The following is a 26065-nucleotide window of genomic DNA, read 5'->3' as shown; positions in this document are numbered from 1 at the left end:
TTTCAAATTAGAATAAAAAACCGCATTGGTTACCACAAATTGACTGAACTTGGACGAAATTAAAAATGTGACGATAAACCAAAGTGCGGATGCTCTTTTGTCGGTATTCAAACCAAATTTGAACACGACATTCCAATGTGCAAAAACGGAAGCATCGGTATCATTGATGTGAAGATTGCACGATTTGCCCCCTCAAATGGTGAATTTTTGCTCCGCTGAACACTTTTAAATCATACAAAGACAAATTAGCAAAATTCCACACCAACTAAAAAGAAAGGTGAAATTGATAGAAATTAAAGACAAAAATGCCTAGTCTAGGCTTTTTTCTGACATATCTACTACGGAAAATTTCTCTCTGTTTTTCTTTTTTAAATCAAACAAAAATGTCAATAGTACTTCTAAAACAAAATCGGGAACAGAACTTCCCCCATCTTTTCGCCTCCATCTTCTGATTTTATTTTTAGTCACATTTTTATAACCTGCCTGATGCAACAAATCAATTAAAATCTGTTCGTTATGTACAATATCAGTTAAAAATAATAAACTTCCAAAAATTTCATTTTTCGTTTTTTCATAAGACATAATATTATCCTATTTTTTAGGTTAAATGATGATTCTATTGCTCTTACATTATCATAATTCAAAGAAGACAATTTTTGCTTTTGAGCCTCGATTTTATGACCGTTAGCATCAAGTGTTCTATTATCCGGTCTAGTGACTTTAATTTCATTATCGAGCTTTTTAGGTTGGATAAATCCGCTTTGCAGCTGCTCTAAAGTAATTTCTTTAGCTTTAATATCGGAATGATTGGCTAATCCCTTAAGTACGTTAACCACGTTAGGATCATTTTTAATTGCTTGTTGAGCCGGAACACTATTCACCAGTACATTATAGGTATTTTTTCCTGAGTGATCAGAAATTTCTTTATTAAACGAGAAATCAACACAATAATTTTTCTGTTGACTTAATTCTAATGGGCTTAAAGAGTCATTGATAATATCTTCTAATGGCTTATATTTCGGATGCTTTAAAATAGCTTCAATTTCATCTTCAATGAAAAACTTTTGGTTTTGATCAGATACTTTTGATAAGGCTATTGTATTAACTTCAAAATCTCTAGCTAAATAAATTTCTTGCCGATTATGTTTACTCCAATCTAGCTTTAATCCAACTTCTTCAGATAATGTACGGGTAAACTCTCTAAGTGTTCGACTATTTCCATCAGGGAATGGGTGAAAGTAATCGAGTTTTTTATATATATCAGCTAATTCTTTAGCAAAATCACTTTGATTTAGCTCTTTCATACGCTCAATATTTATAGAGCTTAAAACATTTTCAGCCTCTTCAATACTCTTCCTATCCATTGAACTATAACACACTGTAATCACACCAAATTTAGGATAATTACGATTTTTATGCCATACTTCATCACTATAAACTTTTACTTCTGGTCTAAATTTTCCGGCAACCTCTGGGCTATCCTGAAAGATATAAGCATTTATTTTCTTAAGATGTTCAAGATCAAAGTTTCCTTTGATTGGGGTTTCCCTTAATTCAGTTAAACGGATAAATGATAACTTATCCTTTATTTCTTCTTCGGAATAACTTTTTGCCATATCAAACACCAGCTTTTACTGCCTTAATATATTCTCTGGTAAATTCTTCTCTGGTCAATAAACCTTGAATATATTCATCAGCAATCTCTAGCAATCCTTGAGATAAGGTAATTCCCTCTAAACCAACACTAGCTTTGGCATATTCTACGGCTTCACGTCTTTTCTCCATTTCTTCTTTAGAAATCATTTTTTCTCCTTAATAGTTTTCTTAATTACTACTGATTATAATACAGATTTAACTTTCTATCTTTCATTTTTATCCCTTTATATACAACAAAAGAAAGCTTAGGATCTCTTTTATATATTTCTTTTAAATTCCGCATTTAATGACAGCGAAGCACCACTTTTATAGTTCGCACTTCACAGGTGGAGAAACACCCTTTTTATGACTAAAAGCACACCATACGGCTATGGCAAGATCATTTTTTTAGAATTCAGCAAAAACTGTAGATATTTGAGAAGAGAATATTGGCGCTATAACTATAAATCCTATGTAATCTGATGAAAGGTTGTAAACAACACAGGATTGGCATCATAAATCCCTCATAACCTCCGTCATTTTTCCTTTTCGATTCAGAATTTTGCTATTATAGTCGCTCTATTTTTGGCATAATGGACATCATTTCATTTTCTACTAGGGGGCAATGTGAAATTAAAATACATTCTAACTTTAGTTATTGTTATTGCATTAATCATCGTCGGCATTACTGTCGGTGCCAATAACGATCAAGTTATTTCCGTAAACTATATTGTCGCAAAAAGCGATATACAACTCTCTAGCCTAGTTGCACTTTTATTCGGTTTCGGCTTTTTGCTCGGCTGGTTGGTCACCGGAATTTTTTACATCAAACTCAAAGTAAAAAATATGGCGTTAACACGCCAAACTAAAAAGCAGTTACAACAAATCAATGAATTAATGACCGCAAGAGATAAAAACGCATAATGCTGGAACTGCTTTTTTTGCTGTTACCTATCGCCGCTGCCTATGGCTGGTATATGGGACATCGTAGCGCTAAAAAAGATCAGGAGGAGATCAGCAATAAATTATCCCGTGATTATATGACCGGGGTAAATTTTCTTTTATCTAACCAACAAGAAAAAGCGGTTGATCTTTTCTTAAAAATGCTGGAAAAACAGGAGTCGGAAAACGCTATTGACAACGACTCCCAATTTGAGGCGGAATTGACTTTAGGTAATTTATTCCGTTCTCGCGGTGAGGTGGATCGTGCGTTGCGTATCCACCAAAATATCGACAACAATCCGAATTACAGTTATGAACAAAAATTGCTCACCCGCCAGCAATTAGCCAAAGATTTTATGTTTGTCGGCTTCTTGGATCGTGCCGAAAAACTCTACCAAAAATTAAGTGAAGAGCCGGATTATGCGGAAAATGCCTTGCACGAACTGGCAAATATTTATCAACGCACTAAAGAGTGGGATAAAGCGATTGAAGTGGGCGAGCGTTATCGTAAATTGACACAACAAACCGAAAATATCGCATTGTCACACTACTATTGCGAATTTGCCTTAGAATCCAATCAGCAACAACAGATTATAGATGCTCTTACAAAAGCTTTAATCGTTTCACCAACTTGCGTTAGAGCAACGCTTATTCTTGCCGAACAATATGCAAAACAAGGCAATTACCCCAAAGCCATCAAGACATTACAACAAATTACCGAGCAAAATCTTGCCTACATCAGTGAAGCCTTACCACCACTTATCGAATATTATCAACATTTGCCGAATAGCCACGATTTGGAGCTGTTTCTGATCAAATGGCAACAGCAAAAAGTCAATAGTGCCGTTGTCATCGCCTTAACAGATTATATTGAACAAAAATCGGGTGCTGAAGTTGCAAAAAATCATCTCTATCGTCGGCTTGAGAAACGTCCGACAATGCGAATATTTCATCGTTTCATTCAATATCAAATTGATGAACTTGATGAGGGAAACGGTAAAGAGAGCCTAAAACTGCTCTACAATATCGTTGATGAACGTTTGAAAAAAAGCTTTGAATATCGTTGTAATCATTGTGGTTTTCAGAGCCATAAACTGATTTGGCAATGTCCGTCCTGCCGACGTTGGGAAACAGTTACACCAGTAGAAAATTAATTTGCAAACAAAGAGGGAACATCATGGAAAACAAAGTTATTGTCGCCTTAGACTATGAAACGAAAAAAGAAGCAATGCAGCTGGTTGATCAAATTGATCCTAGTCTATGCCGCCTCAAAGTGGGTAAAGAGATGTTTACTACACTGGGTACAGAATTTGTCAAAGAGTTACAAAGACGTAGCTTTGATGTGTTCTTAGATCTTAAATTCCACGATATTCCGAATACTGTTGCCCGTGCGGTACGTTCCGCTGCCGATTTAGGTGTTTGGATGGTCGATATGCACGCCAGTGGCGGTTTAAGAATGATGGAAGCAGCGAAAAAAATTCTCGAACCTTACGGCAAAGATGCACCGATTTTAATTGCTATCACCGTGCTAACCAGTATGGAAGAGGCGGATCTCTTACAAATCGGCGTTAATACTTCTCCGGAAGAACACGTTATTCGTTTAGCACGTTTAAGCCAACGTGCCGGCTTGGATGGTGTAGTCTGCTCGCCACAAGAAGTGGAAATCCTACGTCAGCGTTGCGGAAATGAATTTAAATTAGTCACTCCGGGCATTCGTCCTGAAGGCAGCCAATTAGGCGATCAACGCCGCGTAATGACACCAAGAGAAGCGATCAATGCCGGCTCCGACTATTTAGTTATCGGTCGTCCGATTACGCAAGCTGCTGATCCGGTTGCCGTATTAAAACAGATCAACGCATCGATTCAAGGATAATCAATGTCTGACAGTCAACTTGTTTACTCAACTGAAAGTGGACGCATTAAGCCGCAAAAACAGGCTCCACAACGGCCACAAGGTGATGGCATTGTTCGTATTCAGCGTCAAACATCAGGGCGCAAAGGCAAAGGTGTTTGCGTTATCAGCGGTTTGCCCTTAGACGACAAAGCCCTTTCTGATCTTGCTTCATTACTGAAAAAGCGTTGTGGCTGTGGCGGCTCAGTTAAAAACGGTACCATTGAAATTCAAGGAGAAAATCGTGATCTGTTAAAACAGCTGCTGGAAGAGAAAGGCTTTAACGTTAAGCTGGCAGGTGGTTAAGCATTAAACAGTCATTAAAACTCTCGTATTCAACAATTTACATACGAGAGTTTTTTCTTTTACGCAAAAAATTTCTCTTTTTAGAAAAATTTTCCGCATTAGTCACTTCAACGACATCTTATTTTGCGACATATCACTCATTTTTGAATAAATTTGCCATAAAAATTTTGACATAGTTCTCATTTTAGAAAATTTACACTTTATAAACGCTCATTTTTTCTTTTAAATACAAATCATAAGTTCGATTAAGAACATTATTTATACTTTCTTTTCTACTTTCATTTTATAAATAAGGAGTCTTTATGGCACTCGATCATTCATTAAAAGGACAATGTATTGCCGAATTCCTCGGTACGGCATTATTGATCTTTTTTGGTTGCGGTTGCGTGGCTGCCGCCCGTGTTGCCGGTGCTTCATTCGGTCTATGGGAAATCAGTATCGTTTGGGGAATGGGCGTTGCATTAGCGGTTTATCTTACCGCCGGCGTTTCCGGTGCTCACCTTAATCCGGCAGTAACAATCGCACTTTGGAAATTCGCTTGCTTCGATGGTAAAAAAGTCGTGCCTTTCATTATCGCTCAAATGTTAGGCGGTTTCTTCGGGGCAGCCGTTGTTTATTTTCTCTATCGAGGTGTCATTATTGATTACGAAACAACTCAACATATTGTAAGAGGTTCTGCCGAAAGCCTATTTACCGCCGGCATTTTCTCCACCTATTCCAATCCACACATTGATTTACTCACTGCCGGTGCCGTTGAATTTATTCTTACTGCCACTTTAGTCGGTGTTATTTTGGCTTTAACCGATGATGGTAACGGCGTGCCTCGTGGTGCTTTAGCACCTTTACTTATCGGTATTCTGATTGCAGTATTAGGCGGTGCAATGGGTCCATTAACCGGCTTTGCGATGAATCCGGCACGTGACTTCGGACCTAAATTATTCGCTGCACTTTCCGGTTGGGGCGAAATCGCAATGACCGGCGGACACGTTATTCCATATGCATTAGTGCCAATCATTGCGCCGATTCTTGGCGGATTATTCGGTGCGTGGGGTTATCGTCGCTTTATTGGCAGAAATCTTCCGTGCAATAGCTGTAAAATTGACAACTAAATTTCTTGAAAAGGTAACTTATTATGACAGATAAAAAATATATTATTGCTTTAGACCAGGGTACAACCAGCTCTCGTGCAGTTTTGCTTGACCACGATGCCAATATTGTCGGCATTGCACAACGCGAATTTACACAAATTTATCCAAAAACAGGATGGGTTGAACACGATCCGATGGAAATTTGGGCTACGCAAAGTTCGACCTTAAATGAAGTGGTGGCGAAAACCGGTATTACTTCCGATCAGATCGCCGCTATCGGAATTACCAATCAACGTGAAACAACGATCGTTTGGAATAAAAATACTGGCAAACCGGTTTACAATGCGATTGTGTGGCAATGCCGTCGTACCGCCGAATTTTGCGATCAATTAAAAGCGAAAGGTTATACCGATTATATCCGTAATACTACCGGTTTAGTGGTCGACCCCTATTTCTCCGGAACAAAAGTGAAATGGATTTTAGATAACGTTGAAGGCGCGAGAGAACAGGCAGAAAAAGGTGAATTGTTATTCGGTACGGTTGATACTTGGTTGATTTGGAAACTTACTCAAGGCCGTGTGCACGTTACCGATTACACTAATGCCTCTCGTACAATGATGTTTAATATTCATAGCAAACAGTGGGATGACAAGATGTTAGAAATTTTGGATATTCCTCGTAGTATGTTGCCGGAAGTGAAAAATTCTTCCGAAATTTATGGTCAAACCAATATCGGTGGTAAAGGTGGCGTGCGTATTCCAATCGCCGGTATTGCCGGTGACCAACAAGCTGCGCTTTACGGGCATCTTTGCGTTAACGCCGGTCAGGCAAAAAACACTTACGGCACAGGTTGCTTTATGTTGATGAATACCGGTGATAAAGCTATTACCTCACAAAATGGGCTATTAACCACTATCTGTTGTAACGCCAAAGGTGAACCTGCTTACGCTTTAGAGGGTTCTGTCTTTATTGCCGGTGCGTCAATCCAATGGTTGCGCGATGAATTAAAAATTGTACACGACAGTGCCGATACCGAATATTTCGCTCAAAAAGTGCCGGATTGTAACGGCGTCTATGTTGTTCCGGCATTTACCGGTTTAGGTGCACCTTATTGGGATCCATATGCACGTGGTGCTATCGTTGGACTTTCTCGTGGGGCTAACCGCAATCATATTGTCAGAGCAACGCTTGAATCTATCGCATACCAAACTAAGGATGTTTTGGAAGCGATGTTGTCCGACTCAGGTGAAAAATTGCAATCATTGCGTGTTGATGGCGGTGCCACCGCGAATAATTTCTTAATGCAGTTCCAAGCCGATATTCTTAACACTCAAGTGGAACGCCCGACTGTCAAAGAAGTCACCGCGCTCGGTGCCGCTTATCTTGCCGGCTTGGCGACCGGATTCTGGAAAGATCTCGAGGAGTTGCGCGACAAAGCTTCTATCGAAAGAACATTCTTGCCGGATCAAAACGAAGCAAAACAACAACGCCGTTATAAAGGTTGGAAAAAAGCCGTTAAACGTGCCTTAGAATGGGCAAAAGAGGATGATGAAGAATAGCTTAAATTAACCGTTTCTTAATTGTAATCAAAACCTGCAATAGCTTTAAATTGCAGGTTTTCTTTTTTCTTGCAAAAAGATTTTTCAATACCGTAGCGTTTCAACTATTCCGGATATTCCAAAATGTTTAATAAAAACTTAATGGAAATAAGAGAAAAAGGGTTATATAAGAAAATTTTTTAAGGAAATAAATGGCGGTGAGAGAGGGATTCGAACCCTCGATAGAGTTTCCCCTATACACACTTTCCAGGCGTGCTCCTTCAACCACTCGGACATCTCACCGTTTTGAGGATTTCATTCAGAAATTAGGTGCGCAATATATTCACTTTCCGGCAAATCGTCAAGCATTTTCGGCAAAAATGACGACAACTGCTTAAAAAAGGGGCTGATTTTACTCAGCCCAAATGCTCTACTTATCTTTACTAGCAAAAAATCGAATGATTACAAACTCTTTTGCGAATTGAAATGATCAACCGCAACATCAAACCGTTCCGCAACATCTTTCGCCACCGGAGAAAATAATGATGAAGTAACGGTAACAACTGAGCAGGCTAAAAAGCCCGGAATAATTTCATAAAGATTGGCAATATCCGTCCAATTTAAAGTTTGCATTAATGGTTTCCACGCCACCACCGTTACTGCGCCGGCAATCATTCCCCATAATGCCGCATTGGAAGTGATATTACGGTTAAATAAAGACATTATCACCAATGGCCCGAATGAAGCCCCAAATCCTGCCCACGCATAGGAAACCAATCCCATCACACGTGAATTCGGATCTTGAGCAATCGCAATTGCAATCACGGCAATAATTAACACCATAATACGCCCAACCCAAACCAGCTCTTTACTGGAAGCATTTTTGCGTAAAAAACCGTGATAGAAATCTTCAGTAAGTGCCGCCGAACACATTAAAAATTGTGCGGACAAGGTACTCATAATTGCGGCTAAAATGGCGGATAAGACAATGCCGACAATCCACGGATTAAAAATGGCTTTGGAAACTTCAATGAAAACAGACTCCGCAGAATCCAACATTACACCTTTCACTTCAAAATAAGCCAAACCGAAATAGCCCACTGCACAAGCACCGCCCAAACAGAGTAACATCCAAGTAATGCCTATTACTCTGGCTTTTTCTAACGCCTGAACAGAGCTTGCCGCCATAAAACGCGCCAAAATATGTGGCTGACCGAAATAACCTAAGCCCCAAGAAAGCGCGGAAATCACGCCAATGCCGGAAACGTTATACAGCCAGTTTGAATAAGGAATGCCGGTCTGTTCCGACTTTAAAGCCAACGCAGTAGAAATTTCATCCCAGCTGATGTTCAACAGCACAATCACCGGTGCCAACAATAATGCGAAAATCATCAAAGAGGCTTGAATGGTATCACTCCAGGAGATGGCTAAATAACCGCCGATAAAGGTATAAGCAATGGTCGCAACCGCACCAAAAATTAATGCGGTACCATAATCAATACCAAGCAGACTTTGGAACAGTTTTGCACCAGCCACCACGCCTGAAGCGCAATAAATGGTAAAGAAAAAGAGGATCACTGAGGAAGAGATAATTTTTAATGATTTAGCACGATAAGGAAAACGCGCAGCAAAAAATTCCGGCAAGGTTAACGCATTGCCATAATGCTCAGTGAAAATACGCAAACGTCCGGCAACAATACGGTAATTAAAATAAGCCCCTACCGTTAACCCGACTGCGATCCACGCTTCCGACAAGCCGGTAATGAAAATCGCACCGGGTAGTCCAAGCAACAGCCAACCGGACATATCGGAGGCACCGGCAGACATCGCCGTCACAAAGCTCCCCATTTTACGTCCGCCCAAAATATAATCATTAAAGTTTTTTGTTGAGTAATAAGCGTAAACGCCAATACCTAAAATCACAAACAGATATAAACCAAAAGCTGTGTAGATTTGATAATTCTGCATACTTTTCCCCTATAAAATGGTGGTTATTGTTCTTCAATAGCCATCAGTGTCGCATTTCCGCCTGCGGCCGCAATATTCTCACTACGTGAAAATTCGTGATATAACAACGTAATATCTTGATGCTGTGTCCAATCATATAGGCAGAAAATAAATGGATTTTGTTGTGCTAATGCCATTCGTTTCTCCTGACTGATTGGCGAGACAAACACGCCTTTTTGATAATATTCGTTCGCTTTACGCGCAGTTAAATCCGGTAATTGATGTGTTAACAGTAGATTATCCTCTTCCACGACCACCTTAAATCCGGAACGTTGCAGATACTGATATGCTGACATCAAACGTGCGGCATCATCGCCCAACAACAACACTGATGTTGTTTTATAATCAATGGTATTCAATTCTCCGGTAATGCTCGGTACGGTTTTCGGCACTTCCGCTAAAGAAGAATAATATTGCGTTGTTCGCGTCAAACGTTGAACATATAATTCACCGCCCGCTTTCGGTCCTGTTCCGGATAAACCGTGCCCGCCAAACGGTTGCACCCCGACCACCGCACCGACAATATTTCGATTGATATAGAAATTACCGCATTGTAGATTGTCTTCGACCATTTTAATCGCTTGCTGAATTCGGCTATGGCAACCACCGGTCAGCGCATAACCTTTTGCATTAATCTGTTGTAACAAAGCAGCAAGATCTTGCGGTTTATAACGTACAAAATGCAAAATCGGCCCAAAAACTTCGTGTGTAATCTGCTGTAATGAACCAATCTCATAAATTGACGGCGCCACAAAATAGCCGGATGCCGGTGCAAACAATTCAAAATGGCGACGTGCGATTTTACGCACACTTGCTTGATAATCAAGTAATTTTTGTTGTGCTTCCTGATCAATTACCGGCCCAATATCCGTATTGAGATATTTTGGATTACCGATGACCAGCTCCTGCATGGCTTCGGTAAGCATTTGATATAGACGATCGGCAATATCCTCTTGTACCAACAAAATACGTAATGCGGAACAGCGTTGACCGGCTGAATCAAACGCAGAAGCCAATACATCAGTAATAACCTGTTCCAATAATGCCGAAGAATCGACCACCATTGTGTTTAAACCACCAGTTTCTGCGATAAATACCGGCTGATTTTCACGAGTAATCAACTGCTTATTAATTAAATGTGCCACTTCTGTTGAGCCGGTGAACATTACCCCGTTAAACGGCTGCGCAACCAATGCTGCACCTAACTCGCCATTGCCCAATGTTAATTGCAATGCATCACGAGGAACGCCCGCTTGATGCAACAATCTCACTGCATAATAAGCAATCATTGAAGTTTGTTCCGCCGGCTTCGCCACTACGCTATTTCCTGCCGCCAATGCTGCTGCCAGCTGTCCGGTGAAAATTGCCAATGGGAAATTCCAAGGCGAAATACACAAAATAGTACCCAATGGCGGTGCCAACATCTCTTTTGCGGATAATGATTTAATTTGTTCTGCATAGTAACGTAAAAAATCGACTGCCTCTCTCAGCTCTGCAATCGCATTCGGTAAGGTTTTCCCTGCTTCTTCAATCGCTAATTTAATCAATAAACCGAAATTCTGCTGATAAAGATCGGCTGCTTTTTCTAAAATTTCGGCTCGTTCCTGTACCGATTTTTCCGCCCATTTACTTTGTTGTGCCGCACAAAAAACCTCAGCGGCTGACGAAGTAGACATAAAATCGATTGTTGCCAATCTATCCGCCGACTGCGCCGGATTAATGGCTTTATAACTGTGTGAAATATCCGCATCGGTTGCACAAAGCGAGTGAACGTCGCCATACTCCGCTTTATTTAATGCCTGTTCCAAGCGAGCCAAATCCATTTCATCATTTAAGTTGAAGCCTTGAGAATTTTGGCGTTGTGGGAATAATTCCGCCGGCAATTTAATTGCTTTATTCGGCAAACCATTAAATTTCTTCACTTTTTCCCACGGTGCTTCAATTAACTCTTCAACAGAAATATTGTCGTCAATTAATTGGTGAACAAAAGAAGAGTTGGCACCGTTCTCCAACAAACGGCGCACTAAATAAGCCAACAATGTTTGATGCGTTCCCACCGGCGCATACACGCGCACACGACGATTGAATTGTTGCGGCCCGACAACATTGTCATACAGCGTTTCGCCCATTCCGTGCAAACATTGAAATTCAAATTCTTTATCCTGACCCAATTCGTAAATGGTTGCGAGCGTCTGCACATTATGGGTTGCAAATTGTGGATAAATCACATCCTGCGCTGCCAGTAATTTTTTGGCACAGCTGATATAAGAAATATCACTATGCACTTTTCTGGTGTACAACGGAAAACCGGAAACGCCTTCCGTCTGTGCCCATTTAATTTCACTGTCCCAATATGCGCCTTTTACCAAACGCACCATCATTTTTCGTTGATAACGGCGATTCATTTCAATAATGTAATCCAACACAAACGGACAACGTTTTGAATAAGCCTGAACCACAAAGCCAATACCATCAAAGCCGGCCAAGTCAGGATCTTGCAACAGTTTTTCTAATAAATCTAAAGAAAGTTCAAGTCGAGAAGCCTCTTCCGCATCAATATTCAAACCGATATTGTACTGTTTTGCCAATAAAAACAGTTTTTTCAATCGAGGATAAAGTTCATCCATTACCCGCTGTTGTTGCGAACGGAAATAACGTGGATGAATAGCGGACAGTTTCACCGACACACCATTGGAATCATACAATGAGCGACCTGCCGATTGACGACCGACCGCATCAATCGCCTCCACATAATCTTGCATATATCGGTCGGCATCCGCCATTGTCATTGCCGCTTCGCCCAACATATCAAAAGAGAAACGGTAGCCTATTTTTTCTCGAGGTATAATGTTTTTTAATGCCTCTTCCATTGTTTCGCCGGTAACAAATTGATTGCCCAAAATGCCCATCGCTTTTTCAATCGCTAATTTCATTAGCGGCGCAGATAAACGAGAAAAACTTTTCATTAATGCCGAAGAGAGCGCTTCTTCACTCAAGGAAGCGCTGATTTTACTGCCTAAAAGCAGACCGTAACTGGCAGCATTGGTAAATAATGACCCCGATTTTTTAATATGAGAACGCCAATTACCAAGCTGTAATTTATCGTTAATCAATGCATATCTCGTTTCCGCATCCGGAATACGCAACAACGCCTCCGCCAAACACATCAAGGCAATGCCCTCGTCACAGCCTAAAGAAAATTCGTGCATCAAGGCATCAACGCCGTAATGTTTCTGTTTTTTGGCACGCACTTTCGTAATCAGTTCGCGCGCAACATTATCGATACGATGTTGTTGTTGTTCATCAAAAGATAATGTGGCGAGCAAGCGTTGTACCGCTTCCTGTTCCGGACAGGCGTAATGTTGACTGATTAATTGACGTAATTTTGATTTTTGGCTGAGATCATTGGCATATTGGTAATTCATTTTTGCTCCGCAAACACATATTGTTAATTAACTGTTACGAATTTAAAGTAATCACCACAAATAATAAAGTGCATTTGTTTAAAACTGTGACACATTTCAAATAATTTATTAACAATAAATAAACATTTATTTTTATTATGACTTTTGTTGTGATTTCTTGATTTTAATGACCACTTTTTACCCACTTATTTAAACTTAGTTAAATATCCCTTGACAAAGAAAGGTTTTTGTCTACTAAATAAATGCGTTTTTCAATAAAAACGATGGCAAACACACACAACTTGGAGAAATTATGAAAAAATTAACTAAGCTATCACTTACCGTGTTGGCGCTCTCTCTTTCTACTGCGGCATTCGCTGCACCCAAAACATTAGTTTACTGTTTAGAAGCCTCCCCTTCAGCATTCAACCCACAATTAGTAACAGACGGTGCCTCCATTGATGCCAGCGGACAAGCCATTTATAACCGCTTAACCACTTTTGAACGTGGTAAAACTAATGTGATCCCGTCATTGGCAGAAAGTTGGGATATTTCAGATGACGGCAAAGTGTACACTTTCCATCTCCGTAAAGGCGTAAAATTCCAATCAAATAAACTCTTTAAACCAACCCGTGATTTTAACGCTGACGATGTGTTGTTCTCATTTAATCGTCAATTAGATAAAAATAATCCATATTACAAAGTTTCCGGCGGAACTTATGAATATTTTATCGGTATGGATATGCCGAATATCATTGATAAAATTGAAAAAATTGATGATTACACCGTTCGCTTTACTCTAAAAGCACCTAATGCACCGTTCCTTGCTAATGTCGCGATGGACTTTGCGTCTATTCTTTCAAAAGAGTATGCCGATAAAATGTTGGCTTTAGGCAAACCGGATGCAGTCGATACTCAACCAATCGGAACCGGACCATTTGAATTAGTGTCTTATCAAAAAGATGCGTTGATTCGTTATAAAGCCTTTTCTGACTACTGGGAAGGCAAAGCAAAAATTGATCGTCTTGTCTTTGCCATTACGCCGGATCCTTCCGTTCGTTATGCAAAATTGAAAAAAGGTGAATGCCACGTTATTCCTTATCCGAATCCGGCGGATATTGCCGATATGAAGAAAAACCCTGACATTACCGTTCACGAAAAAGCAGGACTTAACATCGGTTATTTAAACTTTAATGTGACTAAACCGCCATTTGATAATGTTAAAGTGCGTCAAGCATTAAGTTATGCGGTCAATAAACAAGCCATTATGGATGCGGTTTATCAAGGAACAGGTCAAATTGCGAAAAACCCAATTCCACCGACAATGTGGTCTTACAATGACGATATTAAAGATTATGAATACAATCCTGAAAAAGCCAAACAACTGCTAAAAGAGGCTGGTTTTGAAAAAGGGTTCAGCACCGAACTTTGGGCGATGCCGGTTTCTCGTCCATATAATCCGAACGCACGTCGTATGGCGGAAATGATTCAAGCAGACTGGAAAAAAGTCGGTGTTGACGCCAAAATCGTCAGCTACGAATGGGGTGAATATTTGCAGCGTATGCGTAAAGGTGAAGATCCGAGCGGTATGATGGGTTGGAACGGTGATAACGGTGACCCCGACAACTTCTTAGGTACATTGTTAAGCTGTGCTGCCAAAGAGCAAGGTTCAAACTATGCCAAATTCTGTTACGAACCGTTTGATAAATTAATTCGTGAAGCGGTGCAATCTACCGACTTGGCTAAACGTACCGAGCTTTATAAACAGGCGCAGGTGATCTTCAAAGAGCAAGCGCCTTGGATCACGATTGCACACTCAACTGTTTATGAGCCGACTCGTAAAGAAGTGAAGAATTATGTTATTAACCCATTCTCACTTCACCCGTTCTACGGCGTTGACTTAGAATAATTACAATCGCTATATTATCACTTTTATAATGATAACAACCTTTCTTGCCATCACTTGATGGCAAGAATCTTTTAATTGTTTAATGAGAATTTTATGTTTCGATTTATTTTCAAACGGGTAGCGATGGTGATTCCAACATTTATTGGCATCACTTTACTCACTTTCGCTCTTATTCATCTCATTCCCGGTGATCCAATCGAAATTCGTATGGGAGAACGTGGTTTAAGTCCGGAAGTTCATCAACAAATGATGCATCAATTAGGGCTTGATAAATCTTTACCTGAACAATATTTCGATTATTTAAAAGGCATTGCCCACGGTGATTTCGGTACTTCCTTTAAAAACAATGTGCCGGTTTTGGATGAATTTCTGTCACTCTTCCCTGCCACCATCGAACTTGCCGTTTTCGCCATTTTATTTGCCGTCATTATCGGCATTCCAATCGGTATTTTGGCAGCGATTAAACGAGGGTCGATATTTGATCACTCGGTAATGGCAATTTCCCTCACCGGCTACTCTATGCCGATTTTCTGGTGGGGCTTATTATTGATGTTGTTGGTATCGGTACAATGGAATTTAACGCCGGTGTCCGGTCGCATTGATGCGGAATATTGGGTCGATTCCGTAACCGGTTTTATGTTGATTGACAGCTGGTTATCCGGCGAACCCGGTGCATTTAAATCGGCGGTGATGCATTTAATTCTCCCTTCTATTGTGCTTGGCACTATTCCGTTAGCGGTGATTTCAAGAATGACCCGCTCCTCTATGTTGGAAGTGCTTGGCGAAGATTATATCCGCACTGCGCGTGCTAAAGGGTTGTCATCAATGCGTGTTATTGTTGTGCACGCACTGCGTAACGCATTAATACCGGTAGTTACCGTCATCGGGCTGATTGTCGGTCAGTTATTATCCGGTGCGATTCTTACCGAAACCATTTTCTCTTGGCCGGGCATCGGTAAATGGGTTATTGAAGCCATTCGTGCCAGAGATTATCCGGTCGTACAAAGTGCCGTGTTGATTATTGCCACCATCATTATTCTCGTCAATTTATTGGTCGATCTGTTATATGGTGTGGTCAATCCTCGTATTAGATACCGCAAATAAGGATTTAATTTATGTCTACCCTTGAGCTTGCCGCACCGGCGCCTCGTTCACCGCTACAAGAATTTTGGTTCAATTTCAGCCGAAACAAAGGCGCTGTGGTCGGTTTAGGATACATTGTCATTATTTTTGTGATCAGCGTGTTTGCTGATGTAATTGCACCGCACGATCCGATTATGCAGGTTCGCGATGCCTTCCTGTTGCCGCCTGCTTGGATTGATGGTGGAAATTGGAGCCATATCTTAGGTACGGATGATGTCGGCAGAGATATTCTTTCCCGTCTGATCTATGGTGCACGACTATCCCTTTTCATCGGGCTGTTGGTGGTTTCACTCTCTTTTATTTTGGGCGTTACTTTAGGTTTAATTGCCGGTTATTTCGGCGGTTTAGTCGATATGATCATTATGCGAATTATCGATATTATGTTGGCGCTGCCGAGCCTGTTGCTTGCCATTGCAATTGTCGCTATTTTAGGGCCATCATTGCTCAACGCTTCATTTGCAATCGCCTTTGTCTCATTACCGAGTTACGTCCGTTTAACGCGTGCTTCGGTTTTAAATGAGATCAATCGTGATTACGTTATCTCTTCTCGTGTCGCCGGTGCCGGTATTTTACGTTTAATGTTTATTACCATTTTGCCAAACTGCCTCGCGCCATTAATCGTACAGACCTCAATGGGCTTTTCCAATGCGATTTTGGATATGGCAGCACTCGGTTTCCTTGGTATCGGTGCGCAACCACCGACACCGGAATGGGGCGCAATGTTGGCAGAAGCGTTACAGTTCGTGCAACGTGCTTGGTGGGTGGTTACTTTCCCGGGCTTAGCCATTCTCTTCACTGTGCTTGCCTTTAACCTAATGGGTGACGGCTTGCGCGATGCACTTGATCCAAAATTGAAACAGTAGGAGCAGCAATGTCGTTATTAACCGTCAACAATTTATCTGTTCATTTTGGCGATAAAGATAAGCCGTTCAAAGCGGTTGATCGCATCAGTTATCAAGTTGAACAGGGTGAAGTTTTAGGTATTGTCGGCGAGTCCGGTTCGGGAAAATCGGTAAGTTCCTTAGCCATTATGGGCTTAATTGATTTTCCGGGACGTGTCAGTGCCGACCAATTACAGTTTGATGGGCAAGATCTATTAAAACTGGATGAAAAACAGAAGCAAAAATTGGTCGGTGCCGATGTAGCAATGATCTTCCAAGATCCAATGACCAGTTTAAACCCTTGTTATACCGTTGGTTTCCAAATTATGGAAGCACTTAAGGTACACCAAGGCGGAAGTCGCCGTGCACGCCGTGAACGTACCCTTGAATTGTTAAAACTGGTCGGTATTCCCGATCCGGAATCACGGCTTGATGTTTATCCGCACCAATTATCCGGTGGAATGAGCCAACGTGTAATGATCGCAATGGCTATCGCCTGCAAGCCGAAATTATTGATTGCTGATGAGCCGACCACCGCATTAGATGTGACTATTCAAGCACAAATTATTGATCTGCTTTTAGAATTACAGCAAAAAGAGAATATGGCGCTAATTCTGATTACGCACGATTTAGCATTGGTGGCGGAAGCGGCACACCGTATTATCGTGATGTATGCCGGTCAAGTGGTCGAAGAAGGATTGGCAGCAGATATTTTCCGCGAGCCGAAACATCCTTATACGCAGGCATTATTACGCTCCTTGCCGGAATTTGCTACCGGTAAATCGCGTTTACAATCATTACCCGGCGTGGTACCGGGAAAATACGATCGTCCGCAAGGGTGTCTGCTTAATCCGCGTTGCCCGTATGCTACCGATGAATGTCGTAAAACTGAACCGCAACTACACAAGCTGAATAACCGTTTGGTGAAATGTCATACGCCTCTTGATGCACAAGGAAATCCTCAATATGTCTGATAAACAAACTACTACACAAACAGTGGCGGATTCGCCTTTATTGGAAGCGATTAACCTAAAAAAATATTACCCGGTTAAAAAGGGATTTTTTGCACCTGTACAATATGTAAAAGCACTTGATGGCGTTTCATTTAAATTGCAACGTGGCAAAACATTGGCGGTGGTTGGTGAATCCGGCTGTGGCAAATCGACATTAGGGCGATTATTAACAATGATTGAAAACCCGACAGAGGGGGAACTCTATTATCAAGGGCAGAATTTTTTGGTGAAAGATAATGAAACCGTTAAATTACGCCGCCAAAAAATCCAGATTGTGTTTCAAAATCCTTATGCTTCACTCAATCCACGCAAGAAGATCGGCACCATTTTAGATGAACCGCTCAAAATTAATACCAACCTAAGCAAAGCGCAGCGTAAAGAAGCGGTGCTGTCAATTATGGAAAAAGTGGGATTACGTCCGGAGTTTTATGATCGTTATCCGCATATGTTTTCCGGCGGTCAACGTCAGCGCATTGCTATTGCTCGTGGCTTAATGTTGAATCCTGATATTGTGGTGGCAGATGAACCTGTTTCAGCACTGGATGTTTCCGTTCGCGCACAAGTACTCAATTTGATGATGGAGTTGCAGGAAACACTAGGCTTATCCTATGTTTTCATTTCGCACGATCTCTCTGTGGTAGAACATATTTCCGATGAAGTGATGGTGATGTATTTGGGGCGTTGTGTTGAGCAAGGCACAACCGAACAGATTTTTGGTAATCCGCGTCATCCTTATACTAAAGCATTGCTTTCCGCAACGCCGAGATTATCCCCCGAATTAAGGCGAGAACGAATTAAACTTTCCGGCGAATTACCAAGTCCGTTAAATCCGCCGAAAGGCTGCGCTTTCAATGCACGTTGTCAGTTCGCCACCGAGCAGTGCCGACAACAGCAACCGGCATTAAAAACCTATTCCGACGGCGTAAAAATTGCTTGCTTTATGGTGAATGACAATTAGTCGTTTACGAAAAAAATAAAAGGTCTATAATACGCGCATTCTAATTTATGTGTGTTTAAAAAATGATCTCAAAATTTGTTTCTAAAGGGTTTATCTTTGGTTGTATCGGCGCCAGTTTTTATGGATTAAACCCTTTATTTACACTACCTTTATATGAATTAGGGTTATCTCCCGATTCAGTATTATTCTATCGTTTTAGCGTTGCCAGCTTGATCCTTGCATTCATTATGCGGCAGCAAAAAATTTCTTTTTCGCTCACGAAAACAGAATTAGTTGCTGTTATTTTCGTTGGTGTAATGTTTGCCATTTCTTCACTCGCCCTCTTTATGAGTTATCAGTTGATTGAAGCCGGTATTGCCTCAACTATTTTATTCATCTATCCATTATTAGTGGCGGTGATGATGATTATGTTCTTCAAAGAACGTATCAATTTAATCACGATGCTCGCCATTACTTTGGTCATTTTTGGCGTTTCTATGTTATACCAAGGCGATGACGGCACCAGTCTTAACCCGTTTGGCGTTTTACTTGTCTTTATTTCAGCCTTAACTTATGCCATTTACATTATTGCTGTTGAAAAATCACCTTTGCATAATCTGCCAATCATTAAATTAACTTTTTACGGCTTGCTCTTCAGTGCATTGGTGTTTTTCCTCCGTTTGGATTTCGGCACACATTTGCAAGTAAATAATTCGTCACAATTTTTTATTAATATCATTGGCTTAGCGATTGTTCCGACCGTGCTTTCTTTGGTGTTGATGAATCAGTCTATTCAAATGATCGGTTCAACCACCGCTTCCATTATCGGCGCATTAGAACCGATTACTGCGCTATTAGTCGGCGTTTTAGTATTCCACGAACAGATGACTGTGCGGATTTTATTCGGCATCATCGCGATCCTTTCTGCGATTGTCTTAACCGTTTCAGGGAAAGAAATTTTACGTTTCTTCGGCGGTCGCCATCACCATTTTAGACATTAAAAAAAGAGAGGTTGGTATCGCTACCAACCTCCTCAATGTTTACGTCCTTGCGACTTATATATCATTGAAAATGGTCGCCCCCTCTTCCGCCGAGCTGATGTTTTGTCTGAACAGTTTAAACAACTCTCGTCCGGAATATTGGTATTCTTCACTGAGATCAACCGTCACGGCTTGGCGTTCACTTAAATCGGTTAAACAGTTTAAAATGCCCTGTTCCGCATCAATTTCTAATAAATCGCCATTTTGCACATAGGCTAACGGCCCACCTTTCACAGATTCCGGCGTTAAATGAATGATCGAAGGTACTTTCCCGGAAGCACCGGATAAACGCCCATCCGTCACCAATGCGACTTTTAACCCCTGCTCCATTAAATTGCCTAAAATCGGCATCAACTGGTGCAATTCCGGCATTCCTCTTGCCGCCGGTCCGCTGTTACGCACCACAATCACTGCATCTTGCGTCAATTTCCCTTGTTGATAAGCGTTCACCACATCCTGTTGTGACTCAAACACCATTGCCGGTGCGGTTAATCGTCGTTTTTCTGGTTGCACCGCACTGATTTTAATCACACCTCGTCCCAGATTACCGGCAACCACTTTTAATCCGCCGTGTGCACTGAATGCTTTTCCTTGCTCCGCAATCACATTCTTATCTAAAGTCTGATCCACCGCCTGATAAACCAGTTTTCCTTGTTGTAGGGTCGGCATCGTGAAATAATCCTGCATTGAGCCATAAATCGGGGTCGCATCTAAATGCAATAATCCGCGCTCTGCCAACAGTTTCAACAATAACGGCACCCCGCCGGCCTGATGGAATTGATTTACATCCGCCGGCCCATTTGGATAAACTTTCGCCAATAACGGCACCACATCCGACAACGCAGAAAAATCATCCCAATTTAGAATAAAACCGGCTGCTTTTGCCACCGCTACCATATGTATTGTGTGGTTTGTACTGCCGCCCGATGCCAATAATGCCACCAAACCATTAACCAAACTTTTTTCATCCAACACTTTCGCTAATGGTCGAAAATCTGTGCCGTTTTGGCTGATTTTCACCATATGACGGCTGACTAATTCTGTTAGCAATGGACGAATCGGGCTGTTTACCGGCACAAATGCCGATCCCGGCAACATTAAACCCATTGCCTCAAATACCAGCTGATTAGTATTTGCTGTGCCGTAAAACGTACAGGTTCCGTTGCTATGATAAGCGGCATTTTCCATCTGTTGTAATGCCTCTTTGCCCAATTTACCTGCCGCATACTGTTGCCGAATCGCCACTTTTTCTTTATTGGAAATACCGGTTGCCATTGGTCCGGTCGGTACAAATGCGGTCGGCAAATGCCCATAAGATAATGCCCCCATTAATTGCCCCGGTGCAATCTTGTCACAAATGCCCAATAGCAATGTGGCATCGAAAGTATTATGGCTTAAACCGATAATCGTACTTTGTGCAATTAAATCACGTGAAAACAGCGAAAGATCCATCCCTTGCTGCCCTTGCGTAATGCCATCGCACATTGCCGGCACACCGCCAGCCACTTGTGCGGAATGTCCCAGTTGTTCCAACGCCTGTTTGATTTGTGTCGGATATTCAGCATAAGGTGAATGCGCGCTCAACATATCATTATAGGCAGAAACAATGCCGACATTGATTTTAGTGAAATCCAAAATTGTCTGTTTCTGTGCCGGACAACAGGTTGCCACTGTATGTGCTAAATTGCCGCAACTCAGATGCGAACGGCTCTTTCCTCGTTGCAACTGATGTTCAATGCGAGCCAAATAACGTTCGCGGGTGTGTCGACTGCGTTCCGCAATTCGTTGAGTCACTTGAGCAATAACAGAATTCATACCGCACCGCCTATTCCGCTAATAGTGGTTTAATAGCACTGACACAACGCTTAACCACCTCATCAAAAGGGGCATTAATATCAATTTGAATCACATCGCTTTCATCGGCTTGCGGTGTTTCTAACGTGGCAAATTGGCTCTTCAGCATATCAACTTTCATATAATGCCCTTGCCGTTGTTTCATTCTGGACAGCACTAAATCAAAATCCCCCTCTAGAAAAATAAATTTCACATCTTCATTGCCTTGTCGGATTTGATCGCGATATTTCTTCTTCAAAGCGGAACAGATAATAATGCCTCGTTCAGATTTTTGCTCCAAACTGAATGCCGCATCCCGAATACGTTCCAGCCAAGGTGCTCTATCTTCATCATTCAATGGATGACCGTCACGCATTTTGATGATATTGGCACGTGGGTGAAGATCATCTCCATCGATTAATTTCAACCCCAACTGCTGGCTGATTGCAGTACCGATACTGGTTTTGCCTGTACTCGAAACGCCCATTAAGATAAAACTTTTCCCTTTTTGTGCTGTCATTTTCATCCCCCTAACGACACTCAATTTTTCGCTAAAATCCATCTACGATAACCTCTTAGCTAAACTACACTCGCAAAAGTATAAAAATTTAGCCTTATGTTATCGGTAACAATTAAAGATTAAATCTATTTTGCCTATTTCGTCAATAACTGAAGTTATTTTTCTTTGATTTAGGTCATTTTTTATCAAAACCACTGTTTATTGATTAATATTTGAACCAAAACAAATCGCAATCAGAAAAAATGAGATCTAGATCGCATTTTTGAAAAATTTATTTTTACATTTTTTCTGTTATCGGTAACATTACATTCAGCTAAATTCTTAAGTCTATTTTTGGGAGAATCATATGGCTCACGATGCAACAACTCTGCTTTTAATTGCGCTCGGTGCAATTATTGCTTTATTAATCTTAATTATACGTTTTAAAGTTCACGCTTTTGTCTCTTTAACCTTAGTCAGCCTATTAACCGCACTTATTACCGGTACACCTTACACTAAAATTGTACCGACAATGCTGACCGGCTTCGGTAACACCTTGGCATCCGTTGCGTTACTCGTTGGTTTAGGCGCAATGATCGGTCGTCTATTGGAAATCACCGGCGGTGCCAAAGTGTTGGCGGATACGCTCATTAATCTGTTTGGCGAAAAACGCGCACCATTAGCGCTGGGTGTCACCTCACTATTATTCGGTTTCCCAATCTTTTTTGATGCCGGATTGGTGGTAATGTTGCCAATTATCTTCAGCGTAGCGAAACGCTTCGGCGACTCCACCTTAAAATATGCTTTTCCGGCTGCCGGTGCGTTTGCGGTAATGCACGCTTTTTTACCGCCTCATCCGGGTCCGGTTGCTTCAGGTGAACTGCTTGGCGTAAATATGGGATTATTAGTGATTGTCGGTCTGCTCACCGCTATTCCGACTTGGTATATCGGCGCTTATCTCTATGCACAATTTATCGGCAAACGTATTCACGTTGCACTGCCAACCACTTTTTTAAGCAAAAATGTCGTGGCTGAAACCGCAAATTCTGAAGTACCAAGTTTTAGAAAAGTGTTATTTATCCTGTTATTGCCGCTTTGCTTAATCTTTTTAGATACCGGCTTAAATACATTAAGCACCATCAAAGTCATCGACGGCTCACAAACTTGGGTCGAAATCCTCAGAATGTTAGGTAAAACACCGGTTGCCTTGTTAATCACATTATTGGTTGCCATTATGTTATTAAAAGGTCAACGCACTAAAGAACAGATTGAAAAACTTTGTGACAGCGCCTTAGGTCCGATTTGCTCAATCGTTTTGGTAACCGGTGCCGGCGGTATGTTTGGCGGCGTGTTGCGTGCCAGCGGTATCGGCGATGTGTTGGCATCCACGTTATCCGACACCGGATTGCCGGTGATCGTGGCGGCATTCGTTATTTCTGCCTGTTTACGTGTTGCTCAAGGCTCTGCAACTGTGGCATTAACCACCACAGCCGCCCTTATGGCTCCGACCATTGCGGCAACATCCGGATTAAGTCAATTCGATCTCTGTTTTATCGTGATCTCAATCGCTTCCGGTGCGACTGTGTTATCTCACGTTAATGACTCCGGTTTCTGGTTAATCAGCCGTTTCTTAGAAATGGACACCAAAACCACCTTTAAAACTTGGACTGTTTTGGAAACCTTGTTGGGCGTTATCGGTTTTACTATTGTCGCTATCGCCAGCATTTTCCTCTAACTGATCACACCTTTACGGTTGGGCATATGCCCAACCTTTTTTCTTGATGCCCACTTTTCTGTCAGCAAAAAAAGCGTAAAATGCATCGCTTATTTCCATATTCAATTTCACAGGTCTAAGATGTTTGCGTACATTTTCCCCTTATTGCTGTTAGTGATTTCCAACTGTTTTATGACATTGGCGTGGTACAGCCATTTGAAATTCCTGCATAATGCCCCGATTTGGCAAGCGGTCATTTTCGGCTGGTTTATCGCATTACTGGAATACAGTTTTATGATTCCGGCAACCCGATATCTTGCTGCACAAGGTTTCTCTTTCGGGCAGATGAAAATCACCCAAGAGGTGATTACGTTGCTTGTTTTTGTGCCATTTCTGATTTGGTTCTTTAAACAACCCTTTAAATTAGACTATCTCTGGGCAGGGCTTTGTCTGTTAGGTTGCGTCTATTTTGTGTTCAGAAGTTAAAAAAACAGCCGTTTCAATGGCTGTTTTTTATCGTATCACTGCATTATTCCGTTTCTGATTGCAGCGCCAATAATGGGATCACCAAATCTTCTTCATCCGCAAGATGACGATAAAGCAGCTCACCGCTCTGTTTAATATTATTGATTAGCTGCTCGACCCATTTTTGCTGCGTTTGCGGTACCGGTGTTTGCCGTAAACGTAACAGATCACGATTGACTTCACTTAACCGTTCGGCAATCTGCTGATGATCGTTTTCCAACAGATCGAAACCGGTAGCTAACTTAGGCTGCTGCAAGCGCATTTTAGGAAAATGTTCATCATCCTCTAAACGATGATGTCCGTCCAAATGACCGTAATGCAAATAGGATTCGTGCAACAAACGTTGTTGGAACGTTTCCCAATCTAATTTTTGTTCCAAATATTGCCGCCCTAAATGATCCAGCATTCCTTGCCCGAAGCGTAAGCTATCGTGCATTCCTAACCAACCGGCAGTACCGCTGAAACTCGGCAACATCCGCCATTTGTCTTGCGGAAAGCGTTGCAATAAAAAAAGTTGATCATCCTGCAATAAACTGTGTGGATGGGATGGTTTATAAAGCATCATATTTTCTCCTTATTCAGGGCGGATGCCTTAGCAACCACCCATTTTATCAATTTTCAATTTGACCGAATTTACCGGCATTAAAATCGTTCACCGCTTGGCGAATCTCTTCAAAAGAGTTCATTACAAACGGACCATAACCCACAACCGGTTCTTCAATCGGTTCGCCTGCCAACAGCAGAATTTTCAGCTCTTCATCTGCGGCAGTAATGGTAACTTTGCCGGCACTTCTTTCAAAATTGACTAACTGTCCGGCACTCGCCTGCTCATTGTGATTAAAGGTCGCTTTACCACGCAACACCACCATAGAGAGCGATTGGCTTTCCGGTATTTCAATCTCCACTTCACGTCCGGCGTTAATCGCCATATCCCACACATTCATCTTGGTATAGGTTTTCGCTGCCCCTTGAATATCGGCGAAATTACCGGCAATAATGCGGGCATAGCCGGCATTATCGGCAAATTCCACCACCGGAATATTCTCTTTAGCGAGGTGTTGATAATGTGCCGGTACATTTTTATCCTTACGCGGCAAATTTACCCAAAGCTGTACCATCTCAAACATTCCACCTCGACGACTAAATGCTTCAGAATGGAACTCTTGATGGATAATACCAGCTCCGGCTGTCATCCATTGCACATCACCAGCTTTAATCACACCGCCACCACCACTGGAATCACGATGTTCCACTTCTCCTTGATAAGCAATAGTTACTGTTTCAAAGCCTTTATGTGGGTGCTGTCCGACTCCTCGTGGAGTACGTTTATTTGGTTCATAATATTGTGGTGCGGCATAATCCAACATTAAAAATGGATTTGTTCCACGATCTTCCCCCATATGACTGAACAATGGTTGAACCAAAAATCCATCTCCAACCCAATGTGCTTGATTTTCTTGATAAATATTTTGGGGCTGAAGTAGATTAGCACTTATGCTAAGCTACAAAAATGAAGATAACCAATTGTAAACTAAAGAAATCTATACAAAGAAAACTGCTTGAATTTTTTGTATTAGAAGTAACAGCACGATCAGCAGCAGATTTGCTTGGCATTNAAGCCAATACTGCCATCTTGTTTTATCGAAAAATTCGTCTCGTTATCAGCCATCATTTAGCACTACAAGCACATGAACTTTTCGATGGCGAAGTAGAGTTAGATGAAAGCTATTTTGGTGGTGTGCGAAAAGGGAAAAGAGGTC

General features: G+C 41.5%; 23 protein-coding genes, 1 tRNA gene and 1 pseudogene. 15 read left to right on the top strand and 10 right to left on the bottom strand.

The window, feature by feature from the left end:
- Positions 1-309: 309 nt before the first annotated feature.
- The 3 genes from A3EO_RS0108570 to A3EO_RS0108560 are packed head-to-tail and all read right to left on the bottom strand — an operon-like array spanning position 310 to position 1803.
- On the bottom strand, positions 310-582 hold the full coding sequence (locus A3EO_RS0108570; protein ID WP_018346821.1) for a hypothetical protein: 273 nt from the start codon (positions 580-582) through the stop codon (positions 310-312).
- Positions 531-1616 carry a Fic family protein gene (locus tag A3EO_RS0108565; protein WP_018346820.1) on the bottom strand — a complete coding sequence of 362 codons (1086 nt, stop codon included), beginning with the start codon at positions 1614-1616 and terminating at the stop codon, positions 531-533. The genes A3EO_RS0108570 and A3EO_RS0108565 overlap by 52 nt, the downstream gene beginning before the upstream one ends.
- 1 nt (position 1617) lies before the next feature.
- Positions 1618-1803 (bottom strand): antitoxin VbhA family protein, encoded by a 186-nt coding sequence (locus tag A3EO_RS0108560; protein WP_013745543.1) that lies wholly within the window; start codon positions 1801-1803, stop codon positions 1618-1620.
- Positions 1804-2262: 459 nt separating this feature from the next.
- Here A3EO_RS0108560 and A3EO_RS0108555 point away from each other — a divergent pair, with 459 nt between their 5' ends.
- From A3EO_RS0108555 to glpK, 6 genes are all read left to right on the top strand, one after another.
- On the top strand, positions 2263-2559 hold the full coding sequence (locus tag A3EO_RS0108555; RefSeq protein ID WP_013745544.1) for a LapA family protein: 297 nt from the start codon (positions 2263-2265) through the stop codon (positions 2557-2559).
- Positions 2559-3731 (top strand): lipopolysaccharide assembly protein LapB, encoded by a 1173-nt coding sequence (gene lapB / locus A3EO_RS0108550; RefSeq protein ID WP_018346819.1) that lies wholly within the window; start codon positions 2559-2561, stop codon positions 3729-3731. Before A3EO_RS0108555 ends, lapB begins: the two co-directional genes overlap by 1 nt.
- A gap of 23 nt (positions 3732-3754) precedes the next feature.
- A complete protein-coding gene (gene pyrF / locus A3EO_RS0108545) occupies positions 3755-4450 on the top strand; it encodes an orotidine-5'-phosphate decarboxylase (RefSeq protein WP_018346818.1) in 696 nt (231 codons plus the stop codon).
- A 3-nt stretch (positions 4451-4453) separates the two neighbouring features.
- Positions 4454-4774 (top strand): stress response translation initiation inhibitor YciH, encoded by a 321-nt coding sequence (yciH, locus tag A3EO_RS0108540; protein ID WP_018346817.1) that lies wholly within the window; start codon positions 4454-4456, stop codon positions 4772-4774.
- 302 nt (positions 4775-5076) lie between these two features.
- Positions 5077-5883, top strand: coding sequence for an MIP/aquaporin family protein (locus tag A3EO_RS0108535; protein ID WP_013745548.1), 807 nt, complete (start codon positions 5077-5079; stop codon positions 5881-5883).
- Between the two features lie 23 nt (positions 5884-5906).
- Positions 5907-7421 (top strand): glycerol kinase GlpK, encoded by a 1515-nt coding sequence (gene glpK / locus A3EO_RS0108530; RefSeq protein ID WP_018346816.1) that lies wholly within the window; start codon positions 5907-5909, stop codon positions 7419-7421.
- Between the two features lie 192 nt (positions 7422-7613).
- Here glpK and A3EO_RS0108525 read toward each other — a convergent pair.
- The 3 genes from A3EO_RS0108525 to putA all read right to left on the bottom strand — a co-directional run bounded on the left by A3EO_RS0108525 (position 7614) and on the right by putA (position 12832).
- Positions 7614-7703, bottom strand: a tRNA-Ser gene (locus tag A3EO_RS0108525).
- A gap of 159 nt (positions 7704-7862) precedes the next feature.
- Positions 7863-9368 (bottom strand): sodium/proline symporter PutP, encoded by a 1506-nt coding sequence (gene putP / locus A3EO_RS0108520; protein WP_018346815.1) that lies wholly within the window; start codon positions 9366-9368, stop codon positions 7863-7865.
- Between the two features lie 23 nt (positions 9369-9391).
- On the bottom strand, positions 9392-12832 hold the full coding sequence (gene putA, locus A3EO_RS0108515; RefSeq protein ID WP_018346814.1) for a bifunctional proline dehydrogenase/L-glutamate gamma-semialdehyde dehydrogenase PutA: 3441 nt from the start codon (positions 12830-12832) through the stop codon (positions 9392-9394).
- Positions 12833-13124: 292 nt separating this feature from the next.
- On the opposite strand from putA, the gene A3EO_RS0108510 reads away from it, so the two are divergent.
- The 6 genes from A3EO_RS0108510 to A3EO_RS0108485 all read left to right on the top strand — a co-directional run bounded on the left by A3EO_RS0108510 (position 13125) and on the right by A3EO_RS0108485 (position 19695).
- Positions 13125-14720, top strand: a complete 1596-nt coding sequence (locus A3EO_RS0108510) for an ABC transporter substrate-binding protein (RefSeq protein ID WP_018346813.1) — start codon at positions 13125-13127, stop codon at positions 14718-14720.
- A gap of 93 nt (positions 14721-14813) precedes the next feature.
- Positions 14814-15824 (top strand): ABC transporter permease subunit, encoded by a 1011-nt coding sequence (locus A3EO_RS0108505; RefSeq protein WP_018346812.1) that lies wholly within the window; start codon positions 14814-14816, stop codon positions 15822-15824.
- Between the two features lie 11 nt (positions 15825-15835).
- Entirely contained in the window at positions 15836-16726 is an 891-nt protein-coding gene (dppC, locus tag A3EO_RS0108500; protein ID WP_018346811.1) for a dipeptide ABC transporter permease DppC, read from the top strand.
- 8 nt (positions 16727-16734) lie between these two features.
- Complete coding sequence (dppD, locus tag A3EO_RS0108495; protein ID WP_013745555.1) at positions 16735-17718, top strand: dipeptide ABC transporter ATP-binding protein; 984 nt, start codon at positions 16735-16737, stop codon at positions 17716-17718.
- Entirely contained in the window at positions 17711-18715 is a 1005-nt protein-coding gene (locus A3EO_RS0108490; protein WP_018346810.1) for a peptide ABC transporter ATP-binding protein, read from the top strand. The genes dppD and A3EO_RS0108490 overlap by 8 nt, the downstream gene beginning before the upstream one ends.
- 62 nt (positions 18716-18777) lie before the next feature.
- Positions 18778-19695 carry an EamA family transporter gene (locus tag A3EO_RS0108485; RefSeq protein WP_018346809.1) on the top strand — a complete coding sequence of 306 codons (918 nt, stop codon included), beginning with the start codon at positions 18778-18780 and terminating at the stop codon, positions 19693-19695.
- Between the two features lie 54 nt (positions 19696-19749).
- On the opposite strand, the gene edd is transcribed toward A3EO_RS0108485, so the two are convergent.
- Positions 19750-21549 carry a phosphogluconate dehydratase gene (edd, locus tag A3EO_RS0108480; RefSeq protein ID WP_018346808.1) on the bottom strand — a complete coding sequence of 600 codons (1800 nt, stop codon included), beginning with the start codon at positions 21547-21549 and terminating at the stop codon, positions 19750-19752.
- A 10-nt stretch (positions 21550-21559) separates the two neighbouring features.
- On the bottom strand, positions 21560-22087 hold the full coding sequence (locus A3EO_RS0108475) for a gluconokinase (protein ID WP_018346807.1): 528 nt from the start codon (positions 22085-22087) through the stop codon (positions 21560-21562).
- A 346-nt stretch (positions 22088-22433) separates the two neighbouring features.
- On the opposite strand from A3EO_RS0108475, the gene A3EO_RS0108470 reads away from it, so the two are divergent.
- Positions 22434-23801 (top strand): GntP family permease, encoded by a 1368-nt coding sequence (locus A3EO_RS0108470; RefSeq protein WP_018346806.1) that lies wholly within the window; start codon positions 22434-22436, stop codon positions 23799-23801.
- A gap of 120 nt (positions 23802-23921) precedes the next feature.
- On the top strand, positions 23922-24266 hold the full coding sequence (locus A3EO_RS0108460) for a DMT family protein (protein WP_013745562.1): 345 nt from the start codon (positions 23922-23924) through the stop codon (positions 24264-24266).
- Positions 24267-24309: 43 nt separating this feature from the next.
- Here A3EO_RS0108460 and A3EO_RS0108455 read toward each other — a convergent pair whose 3' ends face one another.
- Both A3EO_RS0108455 and A3EO_RS0108450 read right to left on the bottom strand, forming a co-directional pair.
- Positions 24310-24870 carry a hemerythrin domain-containing protein gene (locus A3EO_RS0108455; RefSeq protein ID WP_018346805.1) on the bottom strand — a complete coding sequence of 187 codons (561 nt, stop codon included), beginning with the start codon at positions 24868-24870 and terminating at the stop codon, positions 24310-24312.
- A 46-nt stretch (positions 24871-24916) separates the two neighbouring features.
- Positions 24917-25705 (bottom strand): pirin family protein, encoded by a 789-nt coding sequence (locus A3EO_RS0108450; protein WP_018346804.1) that lies wholly within the window; start codon positions 25703-25705, stop codon positions 24917-24919.
- A 110-nt stretch (positions 25706-25815) separates the two neighbouring features.
- Here A3EO_RS0108450 and A3EO_RS0108445 point away from each other — a divergent pair.
- A pseudogene (locus tag A3EO_RS0108445) lies at positions 25816-26065 on the top strand (IS1595 family transposase); the annotation flags it as partial.

Source organism: Gallibacterium anatis DSM 16844 = F 149 (genome assembly GCF_000379785.1).
In the GTDB taxonomy this organism is placed as follows: domain Bacteria; phylum Pseudomonadota; class Gammaproteobacteria; order Enterobacterales; family Pasteurellaceae; genus Gallibacterium; species Gallibacterium anatis.
This window is presented reverse-complemented; position numbering and strand designations above follow the sequence as displayed.

Excerpts from the sequence above, each read along its gene's own strand:
- pyrF (WP_018346818.1), top strand. The coding sequence starts at position 3,755 with ATGGAAAACAAAGTTATTGTCGCCTTAGACTATGAAACGAAAAAAGAA.
- A3EO_RS0108450 (WP_018346804.1), bottom strand. The coding sequence starts at position 25,705 with ATGGGGGAAGATCGTGGAACAAATCCATTTTTAATGTTGGATTATGCC.
- A3EO_RS0108455 (WP_018346805.1), bottom strand. The coding sequence starts at position 24,870 with ATGATGCTTTATAAACCATCCCATCCACACAGTTTATTGCAGGATGAT.
- A3EO_RS0108560 (WP_013745543.1), bottom strand. The coding sequence starts at position 1,803 with ATGATTTCTAAAGAAGAAATGGAGAAAAGACGTGAAGCCGTAGAATAT.
- dppD (WP_013745555.1), top strand. The coding sequence starts at position 16,735 with ATGTCGTTATTAACCGTCAACAATTTATCTGTTCATTTTGGCGATAAA.
- A3EO_RS0108535 (WP_013745548.1), top strand. The coding sequence starts at position 5,077 with ATGGCACTCGATCATTCATTAAAAGGACAATGTATTGCCGAATTCCTC.
- A3EO_RS0108565 (WP_018346820.1), bottom strand. The coding sequence starts at position 1,616 with ATGGCAAAAAGTTATTCCGAAGAAGAAATAAAGGATAAGTTATCATTT.
- A3EO_RS0108475 (WP_018346807.1), bottom strand. The coding sequence starts at position 22,087 with ATGACAGCACAAAAAGGGAAAAGTTTTATCTTAATGGGCGTTTCGAGT.
- A3EO_RS0108490 (WP_018346810.1), top strand. The coding sequence starts at position 17,711 with ATGTCTGATAAACAAACTACTACACAAACAGTGGCGGATTCGCCTTTA.
- A3EO_RS0108505 (WP_018346812.1), top strand. The coding sequence starts at position 14,814 with ATGTTTCGATTTATTTTCAAACGGGTAGCGATGGTGATTCCAACATTT.
- putP (WP_018346815.1), bottom strand. The coding sequence starts at position 9,368 with ATGCAGAATTATCAAATCTACACAGCTTTTGGTTTATATCTGTTTGTG.
- A3EO_RS0108570 (WP_018346821.1), bottom strand. The coding sequence starts at position 582 with ATGTCTTATGAAAAAACGAAAAATGAAATTTTTGGAAGTTTATTATTT.
- A3EO_RS0108460 (WP_013745562.1), top strand. The coding sequence starts at position 23,922 with ATGTTTGCGTACATTTTCCCCTTATTGCTGTTAGTGATTTCCAACTGT.
- putA (WP_018346814.1), bottom strand. The coding sequence starts at position 12,832 with ATGAATTACCAATATGCCAATGATCTCAGCCAAAAATCAAAATTACGT.
- A3EO_RS0108510 (WP_018346813.1), top strand. The coding sequence starts at position 13,125 with ATGAAAAAATTAACTAAGCTATCACTTACCGTGTTGGCGCTCTCTCTT.
- glpK (WP_018346816.1), top strand. The coding sequence starts at position 5,907 with ATGACAGATAAAAAATATATTATTGCTTTAGACCAGGGTACAACCAGC.
- dppC (WP_018346811.1), top strand. The coding sequence starts at position 15,836 with ATGTCTACCCTTGAGCTTGCCGCACCGGCGCCTCGTTCACCGCTACAA.
- yciH (WP_018346817.1), top strand. The coding sequence starts at position 4,454 with ATGTCTGACAGTCAACTTGTTTACTCAACTGAAAGTGGACGCATTAAG.
- A3EO_RS0108485 (WP_018346809.1), top strand. The coding sequence starts at position 18,778 with ATGATCTCAAAATTTGTTTCTAAAGGGTTTATCTTTGGTTGTATCGGC.
- A3EO_RS0108470 (WP_018346806.1), top strand. The coding sequence starts at position 22,434 with ATGGCTCACGATGCAACAACTCTGCTTTTAATTGCGCTCGGTGCAATT.
- edd (WP_018346808.1), bottom strand. The coding sequence starts at position 21,549 with ATGAATTCTGTTATTGCTCAAGTGACTCAACGAATTGCGGAACGCAGT.
- lapB (WP_018346819.1), top strand. The coding sequence starts at position 2,559 with ATGCTGGAACTGCTTTTTTTGCTGTTACCTATCGCCGCTGCCTATGGC.